Raw genomic sequence first — 17,548 nt, 5'->3', positions numbered from 1 at the left:
GCCCGACCGGGTGCGGTGGTCAGGCCTTGGTGGTCGCGGTGACCTTGACCGGGCCGGCCTTCTTGGTGGTGCGGACCGTGGTGGTCGCGGTGGCGGGCTTGTCGCCGACCTTGTCCGCAGCCTTCTCGGTGGCCTTCTCGGCGGCGGCCGCGGTCTTGCGGGCGCTCGTCGTGGCGGCCTTGGCCGACGTGGTGGTCTTCTTGGTGGCCTTCTTCGCCGTGGTGGTGGTGCGCTTGGCGGCGGTGCGGGTGTTCTTCACCGAGGTCTCGACCTCGGCGGCCGCGGCCTCGGTGCTCTCGACGACGGTGCCGGCGACGATGGAGGCGACGCGGGCGGCCTCGTGGCGACCGGTGGTGACGGTGGCCTTGGCGGAGCGCTCGATGTCGGCGGCGGCCTTGCGGGCGGTGGTGACCGCACCCTTGGCCTGGGCGACGGTGGTCTCGGCCTGGGCGACGAGGTCCTTGGTGGACTGCTGGGTGCGCAGGCGGGTCACGAGGCCCTTGCCGCGGGTCGCGAGGCCCTCGTAGGACTCGGCGACCTTGCCGCCGAGGACGAGGGTCTGGTTCAGGGCGAGGGCGGGGAGCTCCTTGACCTGGTCGGCGACCTTGGTCGGGTCGATGTCGCCGGCGACCTTCTCGGCGCGGACGCGGGCGGCCTCGGCGCGGACGCGGGCCTCACGGACGCGCTCGACCACGAGGTCGGTCGCGCCGACGGCGGCGTACAGGGGGGTGGGGTCGACGGTCTTGCGCAGGTCCTGGAGGACGGACATGGTGGATCTCCTTCTCGTGGGTGGTGCTGGTGTCTGGTGCCGGCGGCGCTGTCGGCGGGTTCTCGGGGGTGCGGCTCGGGGCGGTCCTCAGGACCGCGGGGCGTCCTCGACGTACGACTCGTAGATGTCGAGGAGCGTCTTCTTCTGGCGCGCGGTGAGGTGCGTGTCGGCGGCGATGGCGCGGCGCACGTCGGTGGTGGGGTCGTGGTGGGTGACCTCGGCGTCGAGGATCCCGGCCTTGACGTAGAGGCTCTCGGCGGAGACCTCGAGGCCCTTGGCGAGCTGCTGGAGGATCTCCGCGCTGGGGCGCTTGAGGCCCCGCTCGATCTGGGACAGGTAGGGGTTGGACACCCCGGCGAGCTCGGACAGCTGACGCAGGGAGAGCTTGGCCGACTGACGCTGCTCGCGCAGGTAGTCGCCGAGGCTGCTGCCCAGGTCGTTCAGCGGGTTCTTGCTCATGTGTCCATTGTGCTTGCTCTGGTTAGCAAAATGCAAACTGTGGCAAGCGTGAGGGTGCTCACACGGTGAATCCCAGGGTGCTCCGAGCCCGCGGAGATCGGGGCAGGGCGGGGCGGAAGCGGCCAGAGCGCCCGCCGGACACACCCCATCCGGCGACGACGGTGTGCGTCCCCACCCGACGCAAACGAGGGTGCATCCCGCCCGGACGCAAACCGTAGCGCTGGATCGGCACCCCTTCTCGGGCGGCCGGACGGTGGCCGGAGGGTCAGGCGGTGGCGGTCTGCCGGGGTCGCTGGCGCAGGGAGATGTCCTGGCACTCGACGCAGATCGCCTCGGGGACCAGGCCCCACTTCATCAGGAAGCCGAAGACCCAGCAGCCGGCGCAGAAGCCGACCACGCTCTCGAGGAGCGCGAAGACGACGAGCACCGAGAGCAGGCCCACCGTGACGATCGGCGCCCCCAGGGCGAGGGCGATCGTGCCCGCGGCGGTGAAGGCCAGACCGACGGCCTGGGCGAAGCGCTTGGGCGCACCCGCCACGAGGACGGGGTCGCCGAGCCGCGGCGCGATGACCTTCGTCGCGAGCTGGCCGAACGGGTCGAGGCGGGGCCCGCTCGCCACGCGCAGCGCGAAGCCGACGGCCAGGACCGCGGTGAGCCACAGCCATCCGGTGGCCAGGGCGAGCACGGCGACGAGCGCCACGATGCCGGCCACCGCCCGGGCGGCCTTCTCGTTGACGATCTTGGGGAACCCCAAAGCGTGACGCTGGTATGCCATAACCACAGATTATGCGTGTTGTCGTGCCGAAGCCCAGTCCCCGACCACACCTCGGACGACCCGCACCCCGTTCGAGGTGTCCCACCGGCATCCGGCACCGCCGGAACACCTCGACCCAGCCCCACCAGCCTGGGTCGAGGTGAACGTCGACCCCCACGTGGTCGGACGTCACCTCGACCCGTCGAGGACGGTGCGCCTACGCCGCAGCCGGGCGGCGACGGTCCTTGATGGCGAGGAGCTCGCGCGTCTCGTCGCACGTCAGCGGCGGCCGCTGCATCAGCGTCGCCATTTCGGCGGCCCGCGCCACCAGCTCGTCGTTGTGCTCGACCACGTGCCCGCGCCGGAACACGACGTTGTCCTCCATCCCGACCCGCAGGTGCCCCCCGGCCGACAGGGCCGCCGCCATGACCGGCAGGTGCCCCCGCCCGATACCGGTGGCCGACCACGACGTCACCTCGGCCGGCAGCATCGACACCCCGGCCATCAGCGCAGCCGTCGTCGCCGGCATCCCACCCGGCACCCCGGTGACGAAGTCGACGTGCACGCGCCCCCCGAACGGCAGCCCGTGCGTGTCGAGCAGCCGCCGCAGCGCGTGGACGTGCCCGAGGTCGAACAGCTCGAACTCCGGCACCACCTCGCGGTCGCGGGCCTGCACGTACAGCTCGCTGATGAAGGGCCACGGGTTGAGGAAGACGTCGTCGCCGAAGTTCGTGGTCCCGCAGGTGAGGGAGCACGAGTCGGGCTCGGCGTCGAGGACGGTGAGCCGCGCCTCGAGCGGGTCGTGCACCGACCCGCCGGTCGACAGCTGGACCACGAGGTCGGTCGCCTCGCGCACCGCGTCGACGGCCGCCTTGAGGTACCCGCCGTCGAGCGTGGGGGCGTGGGCGTCGTCGCGGATGTGCAGGTGGATGAGCGAGGCGCCGGCCGCCTGGCACCGCACGGCGGTGGAGACGACCTCGTCGAGGGTCGTCGGCAGCTGCGGCAGGTCGGCCTTGGCGTGCTCGGCGCCGGTGGGCGCGACCGTGATGAGGGTGCCGGCGGTGGCCGTCGCGGTGGGGCTCATGGGCCCATCATGACAGCGACCGACGAGCCCTCGCACGCAAGGATCTCCGGCCACGACCCGAGAAACGCGCCGCCTCGCCCGTGCCGACCCCGCCCGACGGGAAGATCGCCGCCCGGACCGGGGTCAGCCCGTGACGACGACCGTCTGCGCGGCCGACACCGGTCCCACGAGGAGCTCGGCGTCCTCCGGGACCGTCCGCTTGATGACGGCGAGCGCCACCGGCCCGTCCTCGTGGTGCCGCCCGACCGACGTCAGCCGCCCGACCTCGCGCTCCCCGAGCACCACCGGCGACCCGGCGTCGGGCAGCACGTGCCCGGACCCGTCGAGGTGGAGGAAGACGATGCGCCGCGGCGGCCGGCCGAGGTTGTGCACCCGCGCGATCGTCTCCTGCCCGCGGTAGCACCCCTTGTGCAGGTGCACGGCCGTGCGCAGCCAGTCGACCTCGTGCGGGATGGTGCGGTGGTCGGTCTCGAACCCCAGGCGCGGACGCCAGGCGGCCACCCGCAGGGCCTCGAGCGCCCACGTGCCCGCCAGCGGCCGGTCGCCCAGCGCCGCCTCGAGCTCGGACCGCGGCACGATGAGCTCGCGCCAGGCCCGGCCCTCCGCCGGGTGACCCTCGCTCGGCCCGTACGCCACCGTGTCCCCAACCAGCGCAGGCCACGGGTCGACCCACGCCAGCGGCTCCCCCTCGGCCGACTCCGTCCCCACCGGCTCACCCAGCACGGCGAACTCCGCCGACACGTCGGCGACCTCGACCCGCAGCATGAAGCGCATCGACTCCAGCCACGCGAGGAGCGCCGGAGCCGTCCCCGGCTCCACTGTGATCCACGTCGTGGAGCCGTCGTCGACGACGTGCAGCGCGTGCTCGACGTGCCCCTTGGGAGAGAGCACCAGCGACTCGCGCGACTGCCGAGCCCCCAGACCGAGGAGGTGCTGGGTCGTCATCGAGTGCAGCCACGACAGGCGGTCCGGCCCCGACACCGTGACCACCCCGCGGTGCGAGAGGTCGACGGCCGCCAGCCCCTCGGCCAGCAGCCGCTGCTCGCGGGCCGGGTCGCCGTAGTGCGCGGCCACCCCGGCGTCGACACCGTCGGCCTCGACCGCGCCGTGGCGCGCGAGGAGGGGCGAGGTGGTCGTGGAGGTGCTCATGAGGACTTCTCCCTGCAGGAACGGCACAGGCCGTGGATGGCGGCGTGCGAGACGTCGGCGGCGAAGCCGAGTCGCTCGTCGACCCGGGTGACGAGCTCGTCGGCGGCGTCGAGGTCGACCTCGCCCACCCACCCGCAGCCGCGGCAGACGAGGTGGAGGTGGGTCGCGTGGTCGGCGAGGTGGTAGCTGGGAGCCCGGTGGTCCACGTGCGTGTGCCCGACGAGGCCGAGCTCCTGGAGGGCATCGAGGGCGCGGTAGACCGTGGACGCCGGCACCGCCGACCCGCCGTCACCGGCCACGGCGTCGGCGATCTCCTCGGGCGTCCCGTGCCCGAGCCGTCCCACCGCGGCCAGGACGCGTTCGCGCTGGGACGTCAGGCGCTTGCCCTGTGCCCGCAGCCGCGCTCCCAGATCACTCACAGCACCAATGTAGGCCGGGCTCAAGCGGGCCACTGACGCCCCACCTACACTGACCGGGTGACTCAGCACGACCTGGACTCCCTCACCGAGGGCATGGACGGTGGTGGTGACGGGGGCGAGGAACAGCACCGTCGCAAGGACCGCCGCGGTGTCAAGCGTGCCCTCATCGTGCTCGGCGCCATCGCGCTCCTCCTGTTCGGCAGCGTCGCGGGGTTCGTGGGGTACCTCGGCTACACGGTCAACGACAACGTCAAGCAGGAGGACCTGCTTCCCGCCACGCGTGACCCGATCAAGGCCCCCGACGGCACCGACGTCAAGGAGACGGGCACCGGGACGAACTACCTCGTCATCGGCGCCGACACCCGCCCCGGTGATGCCGGCCGCTCCGACGTCATCGTCCTGGTCCACGTCCCGCAGGACGCGAAGACGATCCAGATGATCCACTTCCCCCGCGACCTGTACGTCTCGATCCCCGGCCACGGGAAGAACAAGATCAACGCGGCGTACGCGTTCGGGCGCGAGCCCCTGCTGGTGCAGACGATGGAGCAGCTGCTCAAGGTCCGCATCCACCACGTCGTGCGCACCGACTTCGACGGCTTCGAGAACATGACCAACGCCGTCGGCGGGGTCCGTGTCTACGCCGAGGAGGCGAGCAACGGCAGCGGCAACGGCGGGCCGGTCATCATCAAGAAGGGCTGGAACAACCTCAACGGCGAGCAGGCCCTCGGCTTCGTCCGCGAGCGCTACACCCTCAGCGAGGGCGACATCTCGCGCGGCCGCCGCCAGCTGGCCTTCATCAAGGCCCTCTTCCTCAAGGCCACGTCCACCGAGACGATCACCAACCCGGTGAAGATCGCCAGGTTCACCGACGCGGCCACGAAGAACCTGACGCTCGACCAGACGCTGACCGTGTCGATGATGCGCGACGCCGCCATCGACCTGCGACACATCCGGTCCGGCGACATCGTCTTCGCCACCGCCCCGTTCACCGGCTTCGGCACCTCACCGCAGGGCGCGTCGATCGACATCGTCGACACCAAGGGCATGGCCGACCTCGGCGAGGCCATCCGCACCGACACGATGGACGACTACGGCGACGTCTTCGTCACCCCCTGACGCCTCACTCGACGCGCTTGAGCTCCGCGGAGACGTGCGACTGGATCGGCTGGCCCGCGGCCGCCATGTCCATGACCCACAGCAGGTCGCTGTTGACGTAGCCGTACATCCGGTGGGCGGCGGTGTACTCCTTGGCGAACGGGCTGCGCATCACCCCGTCGGTCTTGAGCTCGACCTTGGCCGGCTCGGCGACCCCGGCGTACATCTCGACGATGCCCGTGGGGTGGGTCAGCAGGAGCTCGACGTTGGTGCCGTCCTCGCTGGCGGGCACGGGGCGCCAGAAGCCGACCTCGGTGGCGAGCGGGCGCACCTGGTTGCCGTCGTCGTCGAGGAGCCACGTCTGCGAGCGCCACTCGAGGAAGGGGCGTCCGTCGTGGCGGCAGACGATCTCCTGCCCGAAGCGGCGGGACTCGATCGTCGGGTAGCCCACGAGGCCTGCGCCCGCCCAGCGGCCGACGAGCCACGCGAGGGGGGCGAGATCCTCGTGGAGGGAGGTGTCGAGCGTGAAGACCATAGGGTTCAGTCTATGGAGTCCCCCGCGACCGCCCTCGTCGTCAAGGTCACGTGCGGCACCGAGGCGCTCGAGCGGCTGAACCAGGGTTTCACCGTCGCGGCCGCGGCCCTGGCCTCCGGGCTCGACGTCAGCCTCTGGCTCACCGGTGACGCCACGTGGATGGCGGTGCCGGGCCGCGCCGAGGACGTCACCCTCCCCCACGCCGCCCCGCTCGCCGGGCTGCGCGACGCGCTCCTCGAGGGCGCCCGCGTCACCGTCTGCGGACAGTGCGCGGCGCGGCGCGACATCGCCGAGGACGACCTGCTGCCGGGGGCGTCGATCCGCGGCGCGGCCGCGTTCGTCGAGGAGGTCGTGGCCCCCGGGGCGCGCGCCCTCGTCTACTGACGGCGGACGGTCGCGCTCAGCCGACGAGCGCGAGCGAGAGCACGTAGACCACGACGCCCGGCACGAGCAGGCTCGAGGCCGCCGCGGCCAGCTGTGCCCGGAACGACCCGACGGCCGGCAGGGCACTGAGGGTGCGGCGCATCGCGTGCGCGACCGCCGCCACGAGGAAGCCGGTGAGGGCGGCCGGACCGGTGTCGGGACCGCCGAGGGCGGCCGCCGCGCCGAGCCCCGCGAGGCCACCGAGCAGCATCGCGAGGGGCAGCATCCAGGGTCGGACCCGGTCCAGGCCGGCCACGAGGTCGGCGAGGGCCGAGGCCGCGATCGCCGCGAAGGCGACCACGGCGAGGTCCGCGGCCCGCTCGCTGCGGGTCAGCGGGACCCACGCGGTGCCCACGGTCACGGCCGCGAGGGCGAAGGAGGTGACGGCGATCGAGTCGGTGAGGCGCGGGCGCCCGTCGCGCCGCACCATCTGGTGCACGAACATCACGGCCAGCCCGATGACGACGGTGACCGGCACGAAGCGCAGGTAGGGCTCGTCGGGAGCGAGCGCGGCCGCCGCCGGGGCGAGGACCGCGGTGACGCCGATGGCGAGGGAGGAGCCGAAACGGCTCGACGACCCGTGCAGCGTGGGCCAGCCCCACGCGAGGACGATCCCGGCCCAGGCGAGGCCCGCCGCGAGGACGACGGGGTCGGCGAGGACGGCCAGGCCGAGAAGCGCCGCGAGGACGACGGTCGCGCCGACGGAGACGGGGCGCGGAACGGTGGCGAGGGCCGGGAGGACCGGCTCGTGGAGGAGGGAGTCACGGCGAGCGCGGCGCTGGGCCCGGGTCTCGCCGGCGGGACCATCGCCCTCACCGTGCGGCTCCTCGTCGGCGGCCTCCGCGGGGAGGTCCGGGTGGGCCTCGGACTCGGTGTCGCGAGCAGCGTCCGCGCCGTCCAGGACGGGGCGGTCGGCAGCGGCGTCCGCGGGGTCGGCAGGGCCCTCCCCGTGGGCGTCGTCGGGGGTCGGCTGGGCGTCGGGGGTCACCTCGGTCGCTCGGTCGTCCACGCCCGGCATCCTCGCATCATCCACCGGCGAAGGGCGGCAGGACCTCGACGACGGCACCGGCCGGGAGCACGGCCTCCGGCCCGCTGGCCAGCCCCTCGACGAGCACCGTGCACACGGGCAGGACGGCGGCGAGGCCGGGACGGGAGGCGAGGAGACGCGTGGTGAGGTCGCCCACCGTGGCGACCCCGTCGACGCTCTCCTGGTCGACCCCGGCGGCCGCTCGGGCCCCCGCCCAGTACCGGACGGTCACCGTCTCACTCGCGCCGACATCCGGACGTTGGGTGTGCATGACCGCCTATCCTGTGGGGCAATGGCCCACCTGCTGCTGTTGACGAACACCTTGGCGCCCTCCGCCGAGGTCGTTCCGGCGCTCGGGCTCCTGTCGCACCATGTTCGCATCCTCCCGGCGGAGGGCAGTGCACTCGTCGACGCCCCGGCGGCCGACGTCGTCATCGTCGACGCCCGCCGCGAGCTCGCGATGGCCAAGTCGCTGTGCCGCGTCATCGTCACCACGGGCAGCTCGGCGCCGCTCCTCGTCGTCGTCACCGAGGGCGGGCTCGCCGGCATCACGAGCGACTGGGGCATCGACGACGTCATCCTCGACACGGCCGGCCCCGCCGAGGTCGAGGCCCGGCTGCGGCTGGCCCTGGGGCGCACGGCCGAGGCCGCGCCGGAGGAGGGCGGCCCCATCACGGCCGGCGCCCTCGTCATCGACGAGGCCACGTACTCGGTCCGGCTGCGGGGGCGGCTGCTCGACCTCACCTACAAGGAGTTCGAGCTCCTCAAGTACCTCGCCCAGCACCCCGGCCGCGTGTTCACCCGCAGCCAGCTGCTCCAGGAGGTCTGGGGCTACGACTACTTCGGCGGCACGCGCACGGTCGACGTCCACGTCCGCCGGCTGCGCGCCAAGCTCGGCACCGACTACGAGGTGCTCATCGGCACCGTGCGCAACGTCGGGTACCGCTTCGTCCCCGAGGTCGCCGACAGCTTCTCGGAGGTCGAGGGCTGACGTGGGTCGCACCGAGCGGGTCCTCGCGGTCGACGCGGAGACCACCGAGCGGCTGCGGTCGCTGTGGTCGCGGGCTCAGGACGCCGATGGCGTGGGCGCGGTCTCGGAGGCGTTCCGGATGGCGGTCGGGCCCGCGCGCGACGGCGTGGTCCACCTGCTGGCGATGGACGACGGCGGCGACCTCGTGGGCTACGCGCAGGTCGCGGCGGCCGGCACGGACGATGCCGTCGCCGAGCTCGTCGTCGACCCCGACCACCGGCGCCGCGGTCACGGGCGGGCCCTGCTCGACGCGGCGCTCGGCGAAGGCACCCGCAGCGTCTGGTCGCACGGGCTGCTGCCCGCCGCAGAGGCCCTGGCGTCCTCCGCAGGCCTGACCCTCACCCGCAGCCTCCACCGGATGGCGCGGCCCCTCACCGATGACGACCGCGCGGATCCCGCTCTGCCGCAGGGTTTCTCGGTGCGCCCGTTCGTGCCCGGTCCTGATGACGAGGCGTGGGTCACCCTCAACGCGGCGGCGTTCGCGTCGCACCCCGAGCAGGGTCGGCTGACCGTCGCCGACCTGCGCGAACGGATGGCGCAGCCGTGGTTCGACGCGGCGGGCTTCCTCCTCCTCGAGGACGACGCCGCCGGTCGGGTGGTCGCCTTCCACTGGACCAAGGTCGAGCCCGATGCCACCCCGGGACAGGCCGACGGAGGCAGGACGGACGACGTCCGGCACGGCTCGGGACGGGCCCACGGTTCCGGGACGGACGACGTCCGGCACGGGACTGGGCGGGGCCCCGGCGCCAACGCGGACGAAGTCCGCGAGGGCGTTGGGGAGGTGTACGTGGTCGGGGTCGACCCGACGTACCAGGGGCGCGGCCTCGGCGGACCGCTCACGGCCCTCGGCCTGGCCCACCTCGCCCGGCTCGGCCTCGCAGAGGTCGACCTCTACGTCGACGGCGACAACACCGCGGCCCGGCGCACGTACCAGCGGCTCGGCTTCGTCGACACGTCCGTCGACGGCCAGTACTCGGTGCCCCCCACCTCCTCGGACTGACTGCGCTCAGCGAACGCGACACACCGGTCGACGCGTTCACCCAGCGCAATGAGTCGGATGACCGCGCCGCAGGGCCCGTTTCGGGTGACCAGCCAGCGCGAGGGGTCACGGGGAGTTGCATCGACCTGACAGGATTGGAGGCATGACGACGGACACGGGAGTCGAGGTCGAGGAGCAGGCCACCGCACGCGACACCGCGGCCGGGGCCTCCGCCGACGCGCACATCGTCAGCGAGGTCTCGATCGCGAGTGCCTCGGCGAGCGAGACGCGCTCCCACCCGCCGCGCGCCACCAACGGCCGCTTCGTGCGCCCGCCGCAGGTCGCCCCCGTCGAGGACGAGGACGGGCTGCCCACCGACCGCTTCCTCGACCGCGAGATCAGCTGGCTGCAGTTCAACGAGCGCGTCCTCCAGCTCGCCGCCGACGACAACGTCCCCCTCCTCGAGCGCTGCCGCTACCTGGCGATCTTCACCTCGAACCTCGACGAGTTCTTCATGGTCCGCGTCGCCGGGCTCAAGCGCCGCATCGCCACGGGCATCGCCGTCCGCTCGGCCTCGGGCCTGGAGCCGCGCGAGATCCTCGACCAGATCTCGCACGTCGCCCACGAGCTGATGTCGATGCAGGCCCGCGTCTACGGCGAGCAGGTCCGCCCCGCGCTGGCGCAGGAGGGCATCACCATCGTCCGCTGGGACGAGCTCGCCGAGGAGGAGCGCGAGCGCCTCGGCACCGTGTTCCGCGCCCGGCTGTTCCCCGTCCTCACCCCGCTGGCCGTCGACCCCGCGCACCCGTTCCCGTACATCTCCGGCCTGTCGCTCAACCTCGCCGTCGTGCTCGTCAACCCCCGCACCGGCAAGGAGCACTTCGCCCGCGTCAAGGTGCCCGAGGTCCTCCCCCGCCTGCTGCGCATCGAGGTCGGTCCGGAGGAGGACGTCCTCGCCGACATGTACGACACCCGGTTCGTGCCCCTCGAGGACGTCATCGCCGCCAATCTCGAGCACCTCTTCCCCGGGATGGAGGTCCGCGAGCACTTCACCTTCCGGGTCACCCGCAACGAGGACCTCGAGGTGGAGGAGGACGACAACGAGAACCTCCTCACCGCGCTCGAGCGCGAGCTGACCCGGCGCCGCTTCGGCCCGCCCGTGCGCCTCGAGGTCGAGGAGGACATGGACGACCACGTCCTGGACCTCATCGTCCGCGAGATCGGGGTCGCCTCCTCGGAGGTGTACCGCCTGCCCGCGCCGCTCGACATCCGCTCGCTCAACGTCATCGCCGACCTCGAGCGCTCCGAGCTGCACTTCGAGCCGTTCGTCGCCCGCACCAACGCCGACCTCGCGCCCACCGAGAGCGCCAAGGCCCGCGACATCTTCGCGTCGATCCGCAAGCAGGACGTCCTGCTCCAGCACCCCTACGACTCGTTCTCGACGTCGGTGCAGGCCTTCATCGAGCAGGCGGCCGCCGACCCTCGCGTGCTCGCCATCAAGCAGACGCTGTACCGCACGAGCGGCGACAGCCCGATCATCGACGCCCTCATCGACGCCGCCGAGGCCGGCAAGCAGGTCCTGGCCGTCGTCGAGATCAAGGCCCGCTTCGACGAGGTCAACAACATCACCTGGGCCCGCAAGCTCGAGCACGCCGGGGTCCACGTCGTCTACGGCATCGTCGGGCTCAAGACCCACTGCAAGCTGGCGCTCGTCGTGCGGCAGGAGGCCGAGGGGCTGCGCCGCTACTGCCACGTCGGCACGGGCAACTACAACCCCAAGACCGCGCGCCTCTACGAGGACTTCGGCCTGCTCACCGACGACGAGCAGGTCGGCGAGGACCTCACCCGCCTGTTCAACCAGCTCTCGGGCATCGCCCCGCGCAGCCGCTTCAAGCGCCTGCTCGTCGCGCCGCGGTCGGTCCGCTCCGGGCTGGTCAGCCTCATCGACGCCGAGATCGAGCACGAGCGCGCGAACCCCGGCTCCGGGCGCATCGCCATCAAGGTCAACTCCATCGTCGACGAGCAGATCATCGACGCCCTCTACCGGGCCTCCCAAGCCGGCGTGAAGGTGCAGCTGTGGGTGCGCGGCATCTGCGCGCTGCGGCCCGGCATCCCCGGGGTGTCCGAGACGATCGAGGTGCGCTCCATCCTGGGCCGCTTCCTCGAGCACTCACGGATCTTCCTGTTCGGCGCGGGCGGCGAGACGGCGGTCTACATCGGCAGTGCCGACATGATGCACCGCAACCTCGACCGCCGCGTCGAGTGCCTCGTGCGCCTCTCCGACCCCCGCCACGTCGCCGACCTCGAGTCGCTCGTGGCGCGCGGGATGAGCGACGAGTACTCGCACTGGCGGCTCGGCAGCGACGGACGCTGGATCCGGCATTACCTCGATGACGACGGCGCGCCTCTCCTCGACCTCCAGCAGGCCCTCATCGAGATGCACGCCAAGCGACGTCGCAAGGCCCGCCGGCGCTGAGCGCCGCGGTACCGAGGCCACCGACCACCGTGTCCCCCACGAGGATCCCCGCCGCCGGGACGCTGCCGTGGCGCCTGCGCGACGACGGCCTCGAGGTCGCGCTCGTGCACCGGCCGCGGTACGACGACTGGTCGTGGGCCAAGGGCAAGCTCGACCCGGGTGAGGACTGGGCCGTCGCGGCCGCGCGCGAGACGGAGGAGGAGACCGGGCTCGTCGTGCGGCTCGGGCCCCCGCTGCCGGAGTCGCGCTACGTCGTCCTCGACCGCGGCGAGCCCGGCGACAAGGTGGTCCGCTACTGGTCGGCACGCGTCACGGGCGGCCACGGACACCTGCTCAACGAGATCGACGAGGTCGTCTGGCTCTCCGTGGCCGAGGCCCACGCCCGCCTGGACTACGCCCGCGACCGCGACCAGCTGCTCGCCCTCGTCCGCCTCCAGCAGGACGACCGGCTCGACACCTGGCCGCTCGTCCTGGTCCGCCACGCGCACGCGGTGTCGCGCGGTGACTACGACGGGTCCGACGACACGCTGCGACCGCTGGACGCAGCAGGCACGGCGCGGGCCGAAGCCCTGGCCGCCGTGCTGGGCGCCTACGGGGTGACCCGCGTCGTCTCCTCCCCGTCGGAGCGCTGCCTGCGCACGGTCGAGCCGTTCGCGCGGGCCGCCGGCACGCGCCTGCGCACCCGCGCCGGACTGTCCGAGGAGGGGTACGAGGAGGACGCCACGAAGGCGCCCAAGCACCTGCTGCGCCTCCTCGGGCGCGGCGAACCGGCCCTGCTGTGCACCCACGGGCCGGTGCTGCCCGTCCTGCTCGAGATGGTCGCGGCGCGCCTCGACCTCGACGCTGCCGGTGCCGTGGAGGTCGTCGAGGAGTTCGCCGAGGCCCGCGACAGCAAGCTCGCGAAGGGCGAGGCGCTCGTCTGCCACGTCGTGGGCACGGGGGATGACGCGCGCGTCGTCGCGGTGGAGCGCCACCTCCCCTGAGGCCCTCCCGGAGGCGCCGGTTTCCCCTGACCAACCGGACGACCAATGGCCGGACGGCGTTCACGGTCCGTTCACCCGGGACGGGCCGCCGCGTCACCGAGCCTCCCTACCGTCACTGACGTCGGGCGCCGTTGCCCGTCCCCATGACCCTTGTCCTCCGAGAGGTACAGACAGTGAAGATTCAGCGTTTCGGCCAGGTGGCGGCTCTCGCCCTGGTCGGGTCGATCGCCCTTGCGGGCTGTGGATCCGACAACAACACCGGCACCGGCGCCTCGGGCTCCTCCTCCGCCTCGGCGTCCACCGCCGGCGACTGCTTCGAGGGCACCCTGAACGCCGAGGGCTCCTCCGCCCAGAAGAACGCCTTCGAGGAGGCCGCCGCCTCCTTCGGCGACCTGTGCGGCGGCAAGGCCACCGTCAACTACAACCCCACCGGCTCCGGTGCGGGCATCAAGCAGTTCATCGCGGGCCAGGTCGACTTCGCCGGCTCCGACTCGGCGCTGAAGACCGTGGAGAAGGACGGCGTCATCGAGGCCGACGCCGCCGCCACCTACTGCGGCTCGCCGGCCTGGAACATCCCCATGGTCACCGGCCCGATCGCCATCTCGTACAACGTCAAGGGCGTCGACAAGCTCGTCCTGACCCCGGCCGTCGCTGCGGACATCTTCAAGGGCACCATCACCACCTGGAACGACCCGAAGATCGCCGCCGTCAACCCCGGCGCCACCCTCCCTGCGACGCCGGTCAAGGTCTTCTTCCGCTCCGACGAGTCGGGCACGACCGAGAACTTCACCAAGTACCTCAAGGCCGCTGCGGCCGACGTCTGGACCGACGAGCCCGGCAAGAAGTGGACCGGCAAGGGCGAGGGCAAGGAGAAGTCGGCGGGTGTCGCCGAGGGCGTGAAGTCCACCGACGGTGGCATCACCTACGTCGAGTGGAGCTACGCCAAGGACAACGACCTCGGCATCGCCCAGGTCGACAACGGCGGCGGCGCGGTCGAGCTGACCAGCGAGTCGGTCGGCAAGGCCGTCGAGGCCGCGAAGGCCGACGGCGAGGGCAACGACCTGCGCCTCAAGCTCGACTACGCGACCAAGGAGGCCGGGGCGTACCCGATCCTCCTCGTCACCTACGAGATCGTCTGCTCGAAGAACAAGGACGCCGAGAAGGCCAAGCAGATCAAGGCCTTCCTCACGCACTTCGCGTCCACCGAGGTCCAGTCCGGCCTGGAGAAGATCGGCTACGCGCCGCTCCCGGCGTCGGTGCAGACCAAGGTCGAGGCCGCCATCGGGGCCCTGTCCTGACCATCGTCACTCGGCGGCTCCGGCCGCTGACCTGACCCCGAGGGGGCGGGCCGGAACCCGGCCCGCCCCCTCACCCACGGCCCCACCCCGACGACGAGACCCACGAGGAGACCCGTGTCGACCTCCATCACCGGCCACTCGGCCAGCGACGAGCTGCCCGGCCCCGACGGGCGCCCGCCGCTCGAGGCCGACCGCGCCTCGACCGGCCGCCTCGGCGACCGGATCTTCGGCGGGCTGGCCACCGGCTCGGGCATCCTCGTCATCGGGATCGTCACCCTCGTCGGGGTGTTCCTCCTCTGGCAGGCCGTGCCGTCGCTGCTGAACAACGACGCGAACTTCCTCACCTCGCGGATCTGGGAGCCGAGCGGCGCCAACCCGAGGTTCGGCATCGCCGACCTCGCCTGGGCCACCCTGGTGACCTCGATCATCGCGATGGCGATCGCCGTGCCGCTCGGTGTGGCGTGCGCCCTCTTCATCACCCAGTACGCGCCGCCGTGGCTGTCGCGCCCGGCCGCCGGCACCATCGACCTGCTCGCCGCCGTGCCGTCGATCGTCTACGGCTTCTGGGCCATCCAGATCGCGGGCCAGTACTTCCAGCCGGTCGCCGACCTCGTGACGACGGTGTTCGGCTGGGTCCCCTTCCTCGCCGATGCCGACACCTCCGCGAGGTCGACGCTCGCCTTCGCCGGCATCATCCTGGCGATCATGATCCTGCCGATCATCACGGCGATCTCGCGCGAGGTCTTCGCGCAGGTGCCCACGACCCACAAGGAGGGCGCCCTGGCCCTCGGGGCGACGCAGTGGGAGATGATCCGCGTGGCGGTGCTGCCCTACGGCAAACCCGGCATCATCAGCGCCGCGATGCTCGGCTTGGGGCGCGCGCTCGGCGAGACGCTGGCGGTCGTCATCATCCTCTCCACGCTCAACAGCTCGTCGCCCTGGAGCTTCTCGATCTTCGGCGGCGGCTCGACCTTCGCCTCGCGGATCGCCCTGGGCGCAGGCGAGTTCGACACCCCGCAGAAGACGGGCGCCTACATCGCCGCCGGCCTGGTCCTGTTCGTCCTGACCTTCGTCGTCAACGCGATCGCCCGCATCGTCATCGAGCGCAGGAAGGCCTTCTCCGAATGAGCACCGCCCAGCTCGAGAGCACCCGCCGCAGCGAGCCCGCCGGCCCGGCCGGTCCGCGCGGCGGCGGCCTCACGGCCAAGTCCGGTGGCCGTGCGGCGAAGGACCTCATCGCGCGCGTCCTCATGTGGACCGCGTTCGTCATCGCCTGCATCCCGCTGCTGTGGATCCTCGGCAGCACGCTGCTCAAGGGCGGCCACATGCTGCTCGACGCCACCTGGTGGACCAACTCGCAGGCCGGCATCACCGCCCGCCGCGTCGGTGGCGGCGCCGCCCACGCCATCCAGGGCACCCTGATGCAGGCCGCCGTCACCGCGGTCATCTCGGTCCCCATCGGCGTGCTGACCGCCGTCTACCTCGTCGAGTACGGGCGCGGACGGCTGGCCAAGGCCGTCTCGTTCATGGTCGACATCCTCACCGGCGTTCCGTCGATCGTCGCGGCGCTGTTCATCTACGCGCTGTGGGTGACGACGTTCAACTTCCAGCGGGTCGGGTTCGCGGTCTGCCTCGCGCTGACCCTGCTGATGATCCCCACGGTCGTGCGCTCCACCGAGGAGATGCTCAAGCTCGTGCCGAACGAGCTGCGCGAGGCCTCGTACGCGCTGGGCGTGCCGAAGTGGAAGACGATCATGAAGATCGTCATCCCCACGGCGTTCTCCGGGATCGTCACCGGCGTCCTGCTCGGGCTCGCGCGCGTCATGGGCGAGACGGCGCCGCTCATCATCCTCGGGCCGTACACCAAGGTCCTCGCCCACGACCTGTTCGGCGGCCTCATGGGCACCCTGCCGACGATGATCAACAACGACCGCACCGAGAACCTCCAGCCGGCCATCGACCGCGTGTGGGGCGCCGCGCTCACCCTGATCCTCATCATCTTCCTGCTCAACCTGCTGGGCCGCTTCATCGGGCGCTTCAGCAAGGTCAAGAGCTGAGCCCTCCTCTCCCCCACCGACTTTCCGCACGGCACGACGAAAGGGCCCACACCATGGCCAAGCGCATCGACGTCAAGGACCTCGACATCTACTACGGCGACTTCAAGGCCGTCGAAGGGGTGACGATGACCGTGGAGCCGCGCTCCGTGACCGCCTTCATCGGCCCGTCCGGCTGCGGCAAGTCCACCGTGCTGCGGACGCTGAACCGGATGCACGAGGTGATCCCCGGCGGTCGCGTCGACGGCTCGGTGATGCTCGACGACCAGGACCTCTACGCGTCCTCGATGGACCCCGTGGCCGTGCGGCGCACCGTGGGCATGGTGTTCCAGCGGCCGAACCCGTTCCCCACGATGTCGATCCGCGACAACGTGGCGGCCGGGCTGCGGCTCAACGGGGTCAAGGGCAAGAAGAAGCTCGACGAGGTCGTCGAGGCGTCGCTGAAGGGCGCGAACCTGTGGAACGAGGTCAAGGACCGCCTCGACAAGCCGGGCGCCGGGCTGTCCGGTGGGCAGCAGCAGCGGCTGTGCATCGCGCGCGCCATCGCGGTCAACCCGCAGGTGCTGCTCATGGACGAGCCGTGCTCGGCGCTCGACCCGATCTCGACCCTGGCCATCGAGGACCTCATCAACGACCTCAAGGCCGACTACACGATCGTCATCGTCACGCACAACATGCAGCAGGCGGCACGCGTCTCCGACCAGACCGCGTTCTTCAACCTCAAGGCCACCGGTGAGCCCGGGCGCCTGGTCGAGGTGGGCGACACGCAGCGCATCTTCAGCAACCCCACCGAGAAGGCGACCGAGGACTACATCAGCGGCCGCTTCGGCTAACCCCCCCCCGCGCCCCGGCCTCCAACCCCCGACTTCGTGCGACTTGTGTACGGGTTCTCGCCGTCGTGAGCGCCAGAACCGCACTCAAGTCGCACGAAGTGGGGGTGAGTGCCCGTCGTCCACAGGGACCGCGGGTGAGGAGCGTTGTCCACAGCAGGTCGGCCGACGCTGGAAGATCCCC

General features: G+C 71.9%; 19 protein-coding genes. 10 read left to right on the top strand and 9 right to left on the bottom strand.

Annotated elements, in window-relative coordinates:
- Positions 1–19: 19 nt before the first annotated feature.
- The 6 genes from ACFLFB_RS02735 to ACFLFB_RS02710 all read right to left on the bottom strand — a co-directional run bounded on the left by ACFLFB_RS02735 (position 20) and on the right by ACFLFB_RS02710 (position 4,634).
- Positions 20–769 (bottom strand): hypothetical protein, encoded by a 750-nt coding sequence (locus tag ACFLFB_RS02735; protein WP_392544171.1) that lies wholly within the window; start codon positions 767–769, stop codon positions 20–22.
- An 87-nt stretch (positions 770–856) separates the two neighbouring features.
- A complete protein-coding gene (locus tag ACFLFB_RS02730) occupies positions 857–1,228 on the bottom strand; it encodes a helix-turn-helix domain-containing protein (RefSeq protein ID WP_392544170.1) in 372 nt (123 codons plus the stop codon).
- Between the two features lie 265 nt (positions 1,229–1,493).
- Positions 1,494–2,003: a DUF4395 domain-containing protein gene (locus tag ACFLFB_RS02725; protein WP_392544169.1), complete on the bottom strand. Its 510-nt coding sequence runs from the start codon at positions 2,001–2,003 to the stop codon at positions 1,494–1,496.
- A 196-nt stretch (positions 2,004–2,199) separates the two neighbouring features.
- Positions 2,200–3,066, bottom strand: a complete 867-nt coding sequence (locus tag ACFLFB_RS02720; RefSeq protein WP_392544168.1) for a 3-keto-5-aminohexanoate cleavage protein — start codon at positions 3,064–3,066, stop codon at positions 2,200–2,202.
- A 123-nt stretch (positions 3,067–3,189) separates the two neighbouring features.
- The gene (locus ACFLFB_RS02715; RefSeq protein ID WP_392544167.1) at positions 3,190–4,215 is read right to left on the bottom strand and encodes a YgfZ/GcvT domain-containing protein; all 1,026 of its coding nucleotides are present in this window, start codon (positions 4,213–4,215) and stop codon (positions 3,190–3,192) included.
- A complete protein-coding gene (locus ACFLFB_RS02710; protein ID WP_392544166.1) occupies positions 4,212–4,634 on the bottom strand; it encodes a Fur family transcriptional regulator in 423 nt (140 codons plus the stop codon). Before ACFLFB_RS02710 ends, ACFLFB_RS02715 begins: the two co-directional genes overlap by 4 nt.
- Before the next feature lie 57 nt (positions 4,635–4,691).
- Here ACFLFB_RS02710 and ACFLFB_RS02705 point away from each other — a divergent pair, with 57 nt between their 5' ends.
- Positions 4,692–5,750 carry an LCP family protein gene (locus ACFLFB_RS02705; RefSeq protein WP_392544165.1) on the top strand — a complete coding sequence of 353 codons (1,059 nt, stop codon included), beginning with the start codon at positions 4,692–4,694 and terminating at the stop codon, positions 5,748–5,750.
- A gap of 4 nt (positions 5,751–5,754) precedes the next feature.
- On the opposite strand, the gene ACFLFB_RS02700 is transcribed toward ACFLFB_RS02705, so the two are convergent.
- A complete protein-coding gene (locus tag ACFLFB_RS02700) occupies positions 5,755–6,264 on the bottom strand; it encodes an FABP family protein (protein WP_392544164.1) in 510 nt (169 codons plus the stop codon).
- Positions 6,265–6,276: 12 nt separating this feature from the next.
- Between ACFLFB_RS02700 and ACFLFB_RS02695 the strand changes: the two genes are divergently transcribed.
- Positions 6,277–6,648, top strand: coding sequence for a DsrE family protein (locus ACFLFB_RS02695; RefSeq protein ID WP_392544163.1), 372 nt, complete (start codon positions 6,277–6,279; stop codon positions 6,646–6,648).
- Positions 6,649–6,664: 16 nt separating this feature from the next.
- On the opposite strand, the gene ACFLFB_RS02690 is transcribed toward ACFLFB_RS02695, so the two are convergent.
- A complete protein-coding gene (locus ACFLFB_RS02690) occupies positions 6,665–7,696 on the bottom strand; it encodes a hypothetical protein (RefSeq protein WP_392544162.1) in 1,032 nt (343 codons plus the stop codon).
- A gap of 16 nt (positions 7,697–7,712) precedes the next feature.
- Positions 7,713–7,985 carry a MoaD/ThiS family protein gene (locus ACFLFB_RS02685; RefSeq protein ID WP_392544161.1) on the bottom strand — a complete coding sequence of 91 codons (273 nt, stop codon included), beginning with the start codon at positions 7,983–7,985 and terminating at the stop codon, positions 7,713–7,715.
- 21 nt (positions 7,986–8,006) lie between these two features.
- Between ACFLFB_RS02685 and ACFLFB_RS02680 the strand changes: the two genes are divergently transcribed.
- The 8 genes from ACFLFB_RS02680 to pstB all read left to right on the top strand — a co-directional run bounded on the left by ACFLFB_RS02680 (position 8,007) and on the right by pstB (position 17,367).
- Positions 8,007–8,705 (top strand): winged-helix domain-containing protein, encoded by a 699-nt coding sequence (locus ACFLFB_RS02680; RefSeq protein WP_392544160.1) that lies wholly within the window; start codon positions 8,007–8,009, stop codon positions 8,703–8,705.
- Between the two features lies 1 nt (position 8,706).
- Positions 8,707–9,744 carry a mycothiol synthase gene (gene mshD, locus ACFLFB_RS02675; protein WP_392544159.1) on the top strand — a complete coding sequence of 346 codons (1,038 nt, stop codon included), beginning with the start codon at positions 8,707–8,709 and terminating at the stop codon, positions 9,742–9,744.
- 142 nt (positions 9,745–9,886) lie between these two features.
- Positions 9,887–12,199, top strand: a complete 2,313-nt coding sequence (locus tag ACFLFB_RS02670) for an RNA degradosome polyphosphate kinase (protein WP_392544158.1) — start codon at positions 9,887–9,889, stop codon at positions 12,197–12,199.
- 29 nt (positions 12,200–12,228) lie between these two features.
- The gene (locus ACFLFB_RS02665) at positions 12,229–13,182 is read left to right on the top strand and encodes an NUDIX domain-containing protein (protein ID WP_392544157.1); all 954 of its coding nucleotides are present in this window, start codon (positions 12,229–12,231) and stop codon (positions 13,180–13,182) included.
- 173 nt (positions 13,183–13,355) lie between these two features.
- A complete protein-coding gene (gene pstS / locus ACFLFB_RS02660; protein WP_392544156.1) occupies positions 13,356–14,480 on the top strand; it encodes a phosphate ABC transporter substrate-binding protein PstS in 1,125 nt (374 codons plus the stop codon).
- A 114-nt stretch (positions 14,481–14,594) separates the two neighbouring features.
- On the top strand, positions 14,595–15,608 hold the full coding sequence (pstC, locus tag ACFLFB_RS02655) for a phosphate ABC transporter permease subunit PstC (RefSeq protein ID WP_392544155.1): 1,014 nt from the start codon (positions 14,595–14,597) through the stop codon (positions 15,606–15,608).
- Positions 15,605–16,537, top strand: a complete 933-nt coding sequence (gene pstA, locus ACFLFB_RS02650; RefSeq protein ID WP_392544154.1) for a phosphate ABC transporter permease PstA — start codon at positions 15,605–15,607, stop codon at positions 16,535–16,537. Before pstC ends, pstA begins: the two co-directional genes overlap by 4 nt.
- Positions 16,538–16,590: 53 nt before the next feature.
- Complete coding sequence (gene pstB, locus ACFLFB_RS02645; RefSeq protein WP_392544153.1) at positions 16,591–17,367, top strand: phosphate ABC transporter ATP-binding protein PstB; 777 nt, start codon at positions 16,591–16,593, stop codon at positions 17,365–17,367.
- Positions 17,368–17,548 lie beyond the last annotated feature (181 nt).

The sequence above is a fragment of the Oryzobacter telluris genome (assembly GCF_043099285.1).
Lineage (GTDB): Bacteria > Actinomycetota > Actinomycetes > Actinomycetales > Dermatophilaceae > Oryzobacter > Oryzobacter telluris.
This window is presented reverse-complemented; position numbering and strand designations above follow the sequence as displayed.

Bases quoted from the DNA above. Each gene is read 5' to 3' on its own strand.
- ACFLFB_RS02735 (WP_392544171.1), bottom strand. From the start codon at position 769: ATGTCCGTCCTCCAGGACCTGCGCAAGACCGTCGACCCCACCCCCCTG.
- ACFLFB_RS02715 (WP_392544167.1), bottom strand. From the start codon at position 4,215: ATGAGCACCTCCACGACCACCTCGCCCCTCCTCGCGCGCCACGGCGCG.
- pstA (WP_392544154.1), top strand. From the start codon at position 15,605: ATGAGCACCGCCCAGCTCGAGAGCACCCGCCGCAGCGAGCCCGCCGGC.
- pstB (WP_392544153.1), top strand. From the start codon at position 16,591: ATGGCCAAGCGCATCGACGTCAAGGACCTCGACATCTACTACGGCGAC.
- ACFLFB_RS02730 (WP_392544170.1), bottom strand. From the start codon at position 1,228: ATGAGCAAGAACCCGCTGAACGACCTGGGCAGCAGCCTCGGCGACTAC.
- ACFLFB_RS02725 (WP_392544169.1), bottom strand. From the start codon at position 2,003: ATGGCATACCAGCGTCACGCTTTGGGGTTCCCCAAGATCGTCAACGAG.
- ACFLFB_RS02670 (WP_392544158.1), top strand. From the start codon at position 9,887: ATGACGACGGACACGGGAGTCGAGGTCGAGGAGCAGGCCACCGCACGC.
- ACFLFB_RS02700 (WP_392544164.1), bottom strand. From the start codon at position 6,264: ATGGTCTTCACGCTCGACACCTCCCTCCACGAGGATCTCGCCCCCCTC.
- ACFLFB_RS02680 (WP_392544160.1), top strand. From the start codon at position 8,007: ATGGCCCACCTGCTGCTGTTGACGAACACCTTGGCGCCCTCCGCCGAG.
- ACFLFB_RS02720 (WP_392544168.1), bottom strand. From the start codon at position 3,066: ATGAGCCCCACCGCGACGGCCACCGCCGGCACCCTCATCACGGTCGCG.
- ACFLFB_RS02685 (WP_392544161.1), bottom strand. From the start codon at position 7,985: ATGCACACCCAACGTCCGGATGTCGGCGCGAGTGAGACGGTGACCGTC.
- ACFLFB_RS02695 (WP_392544163.1), top strand. From the start codon at position 6,277: ATGGAGTCCCCCGCGACCGCCCTCGTCGTCAAGGTCACGTGCGGCACC.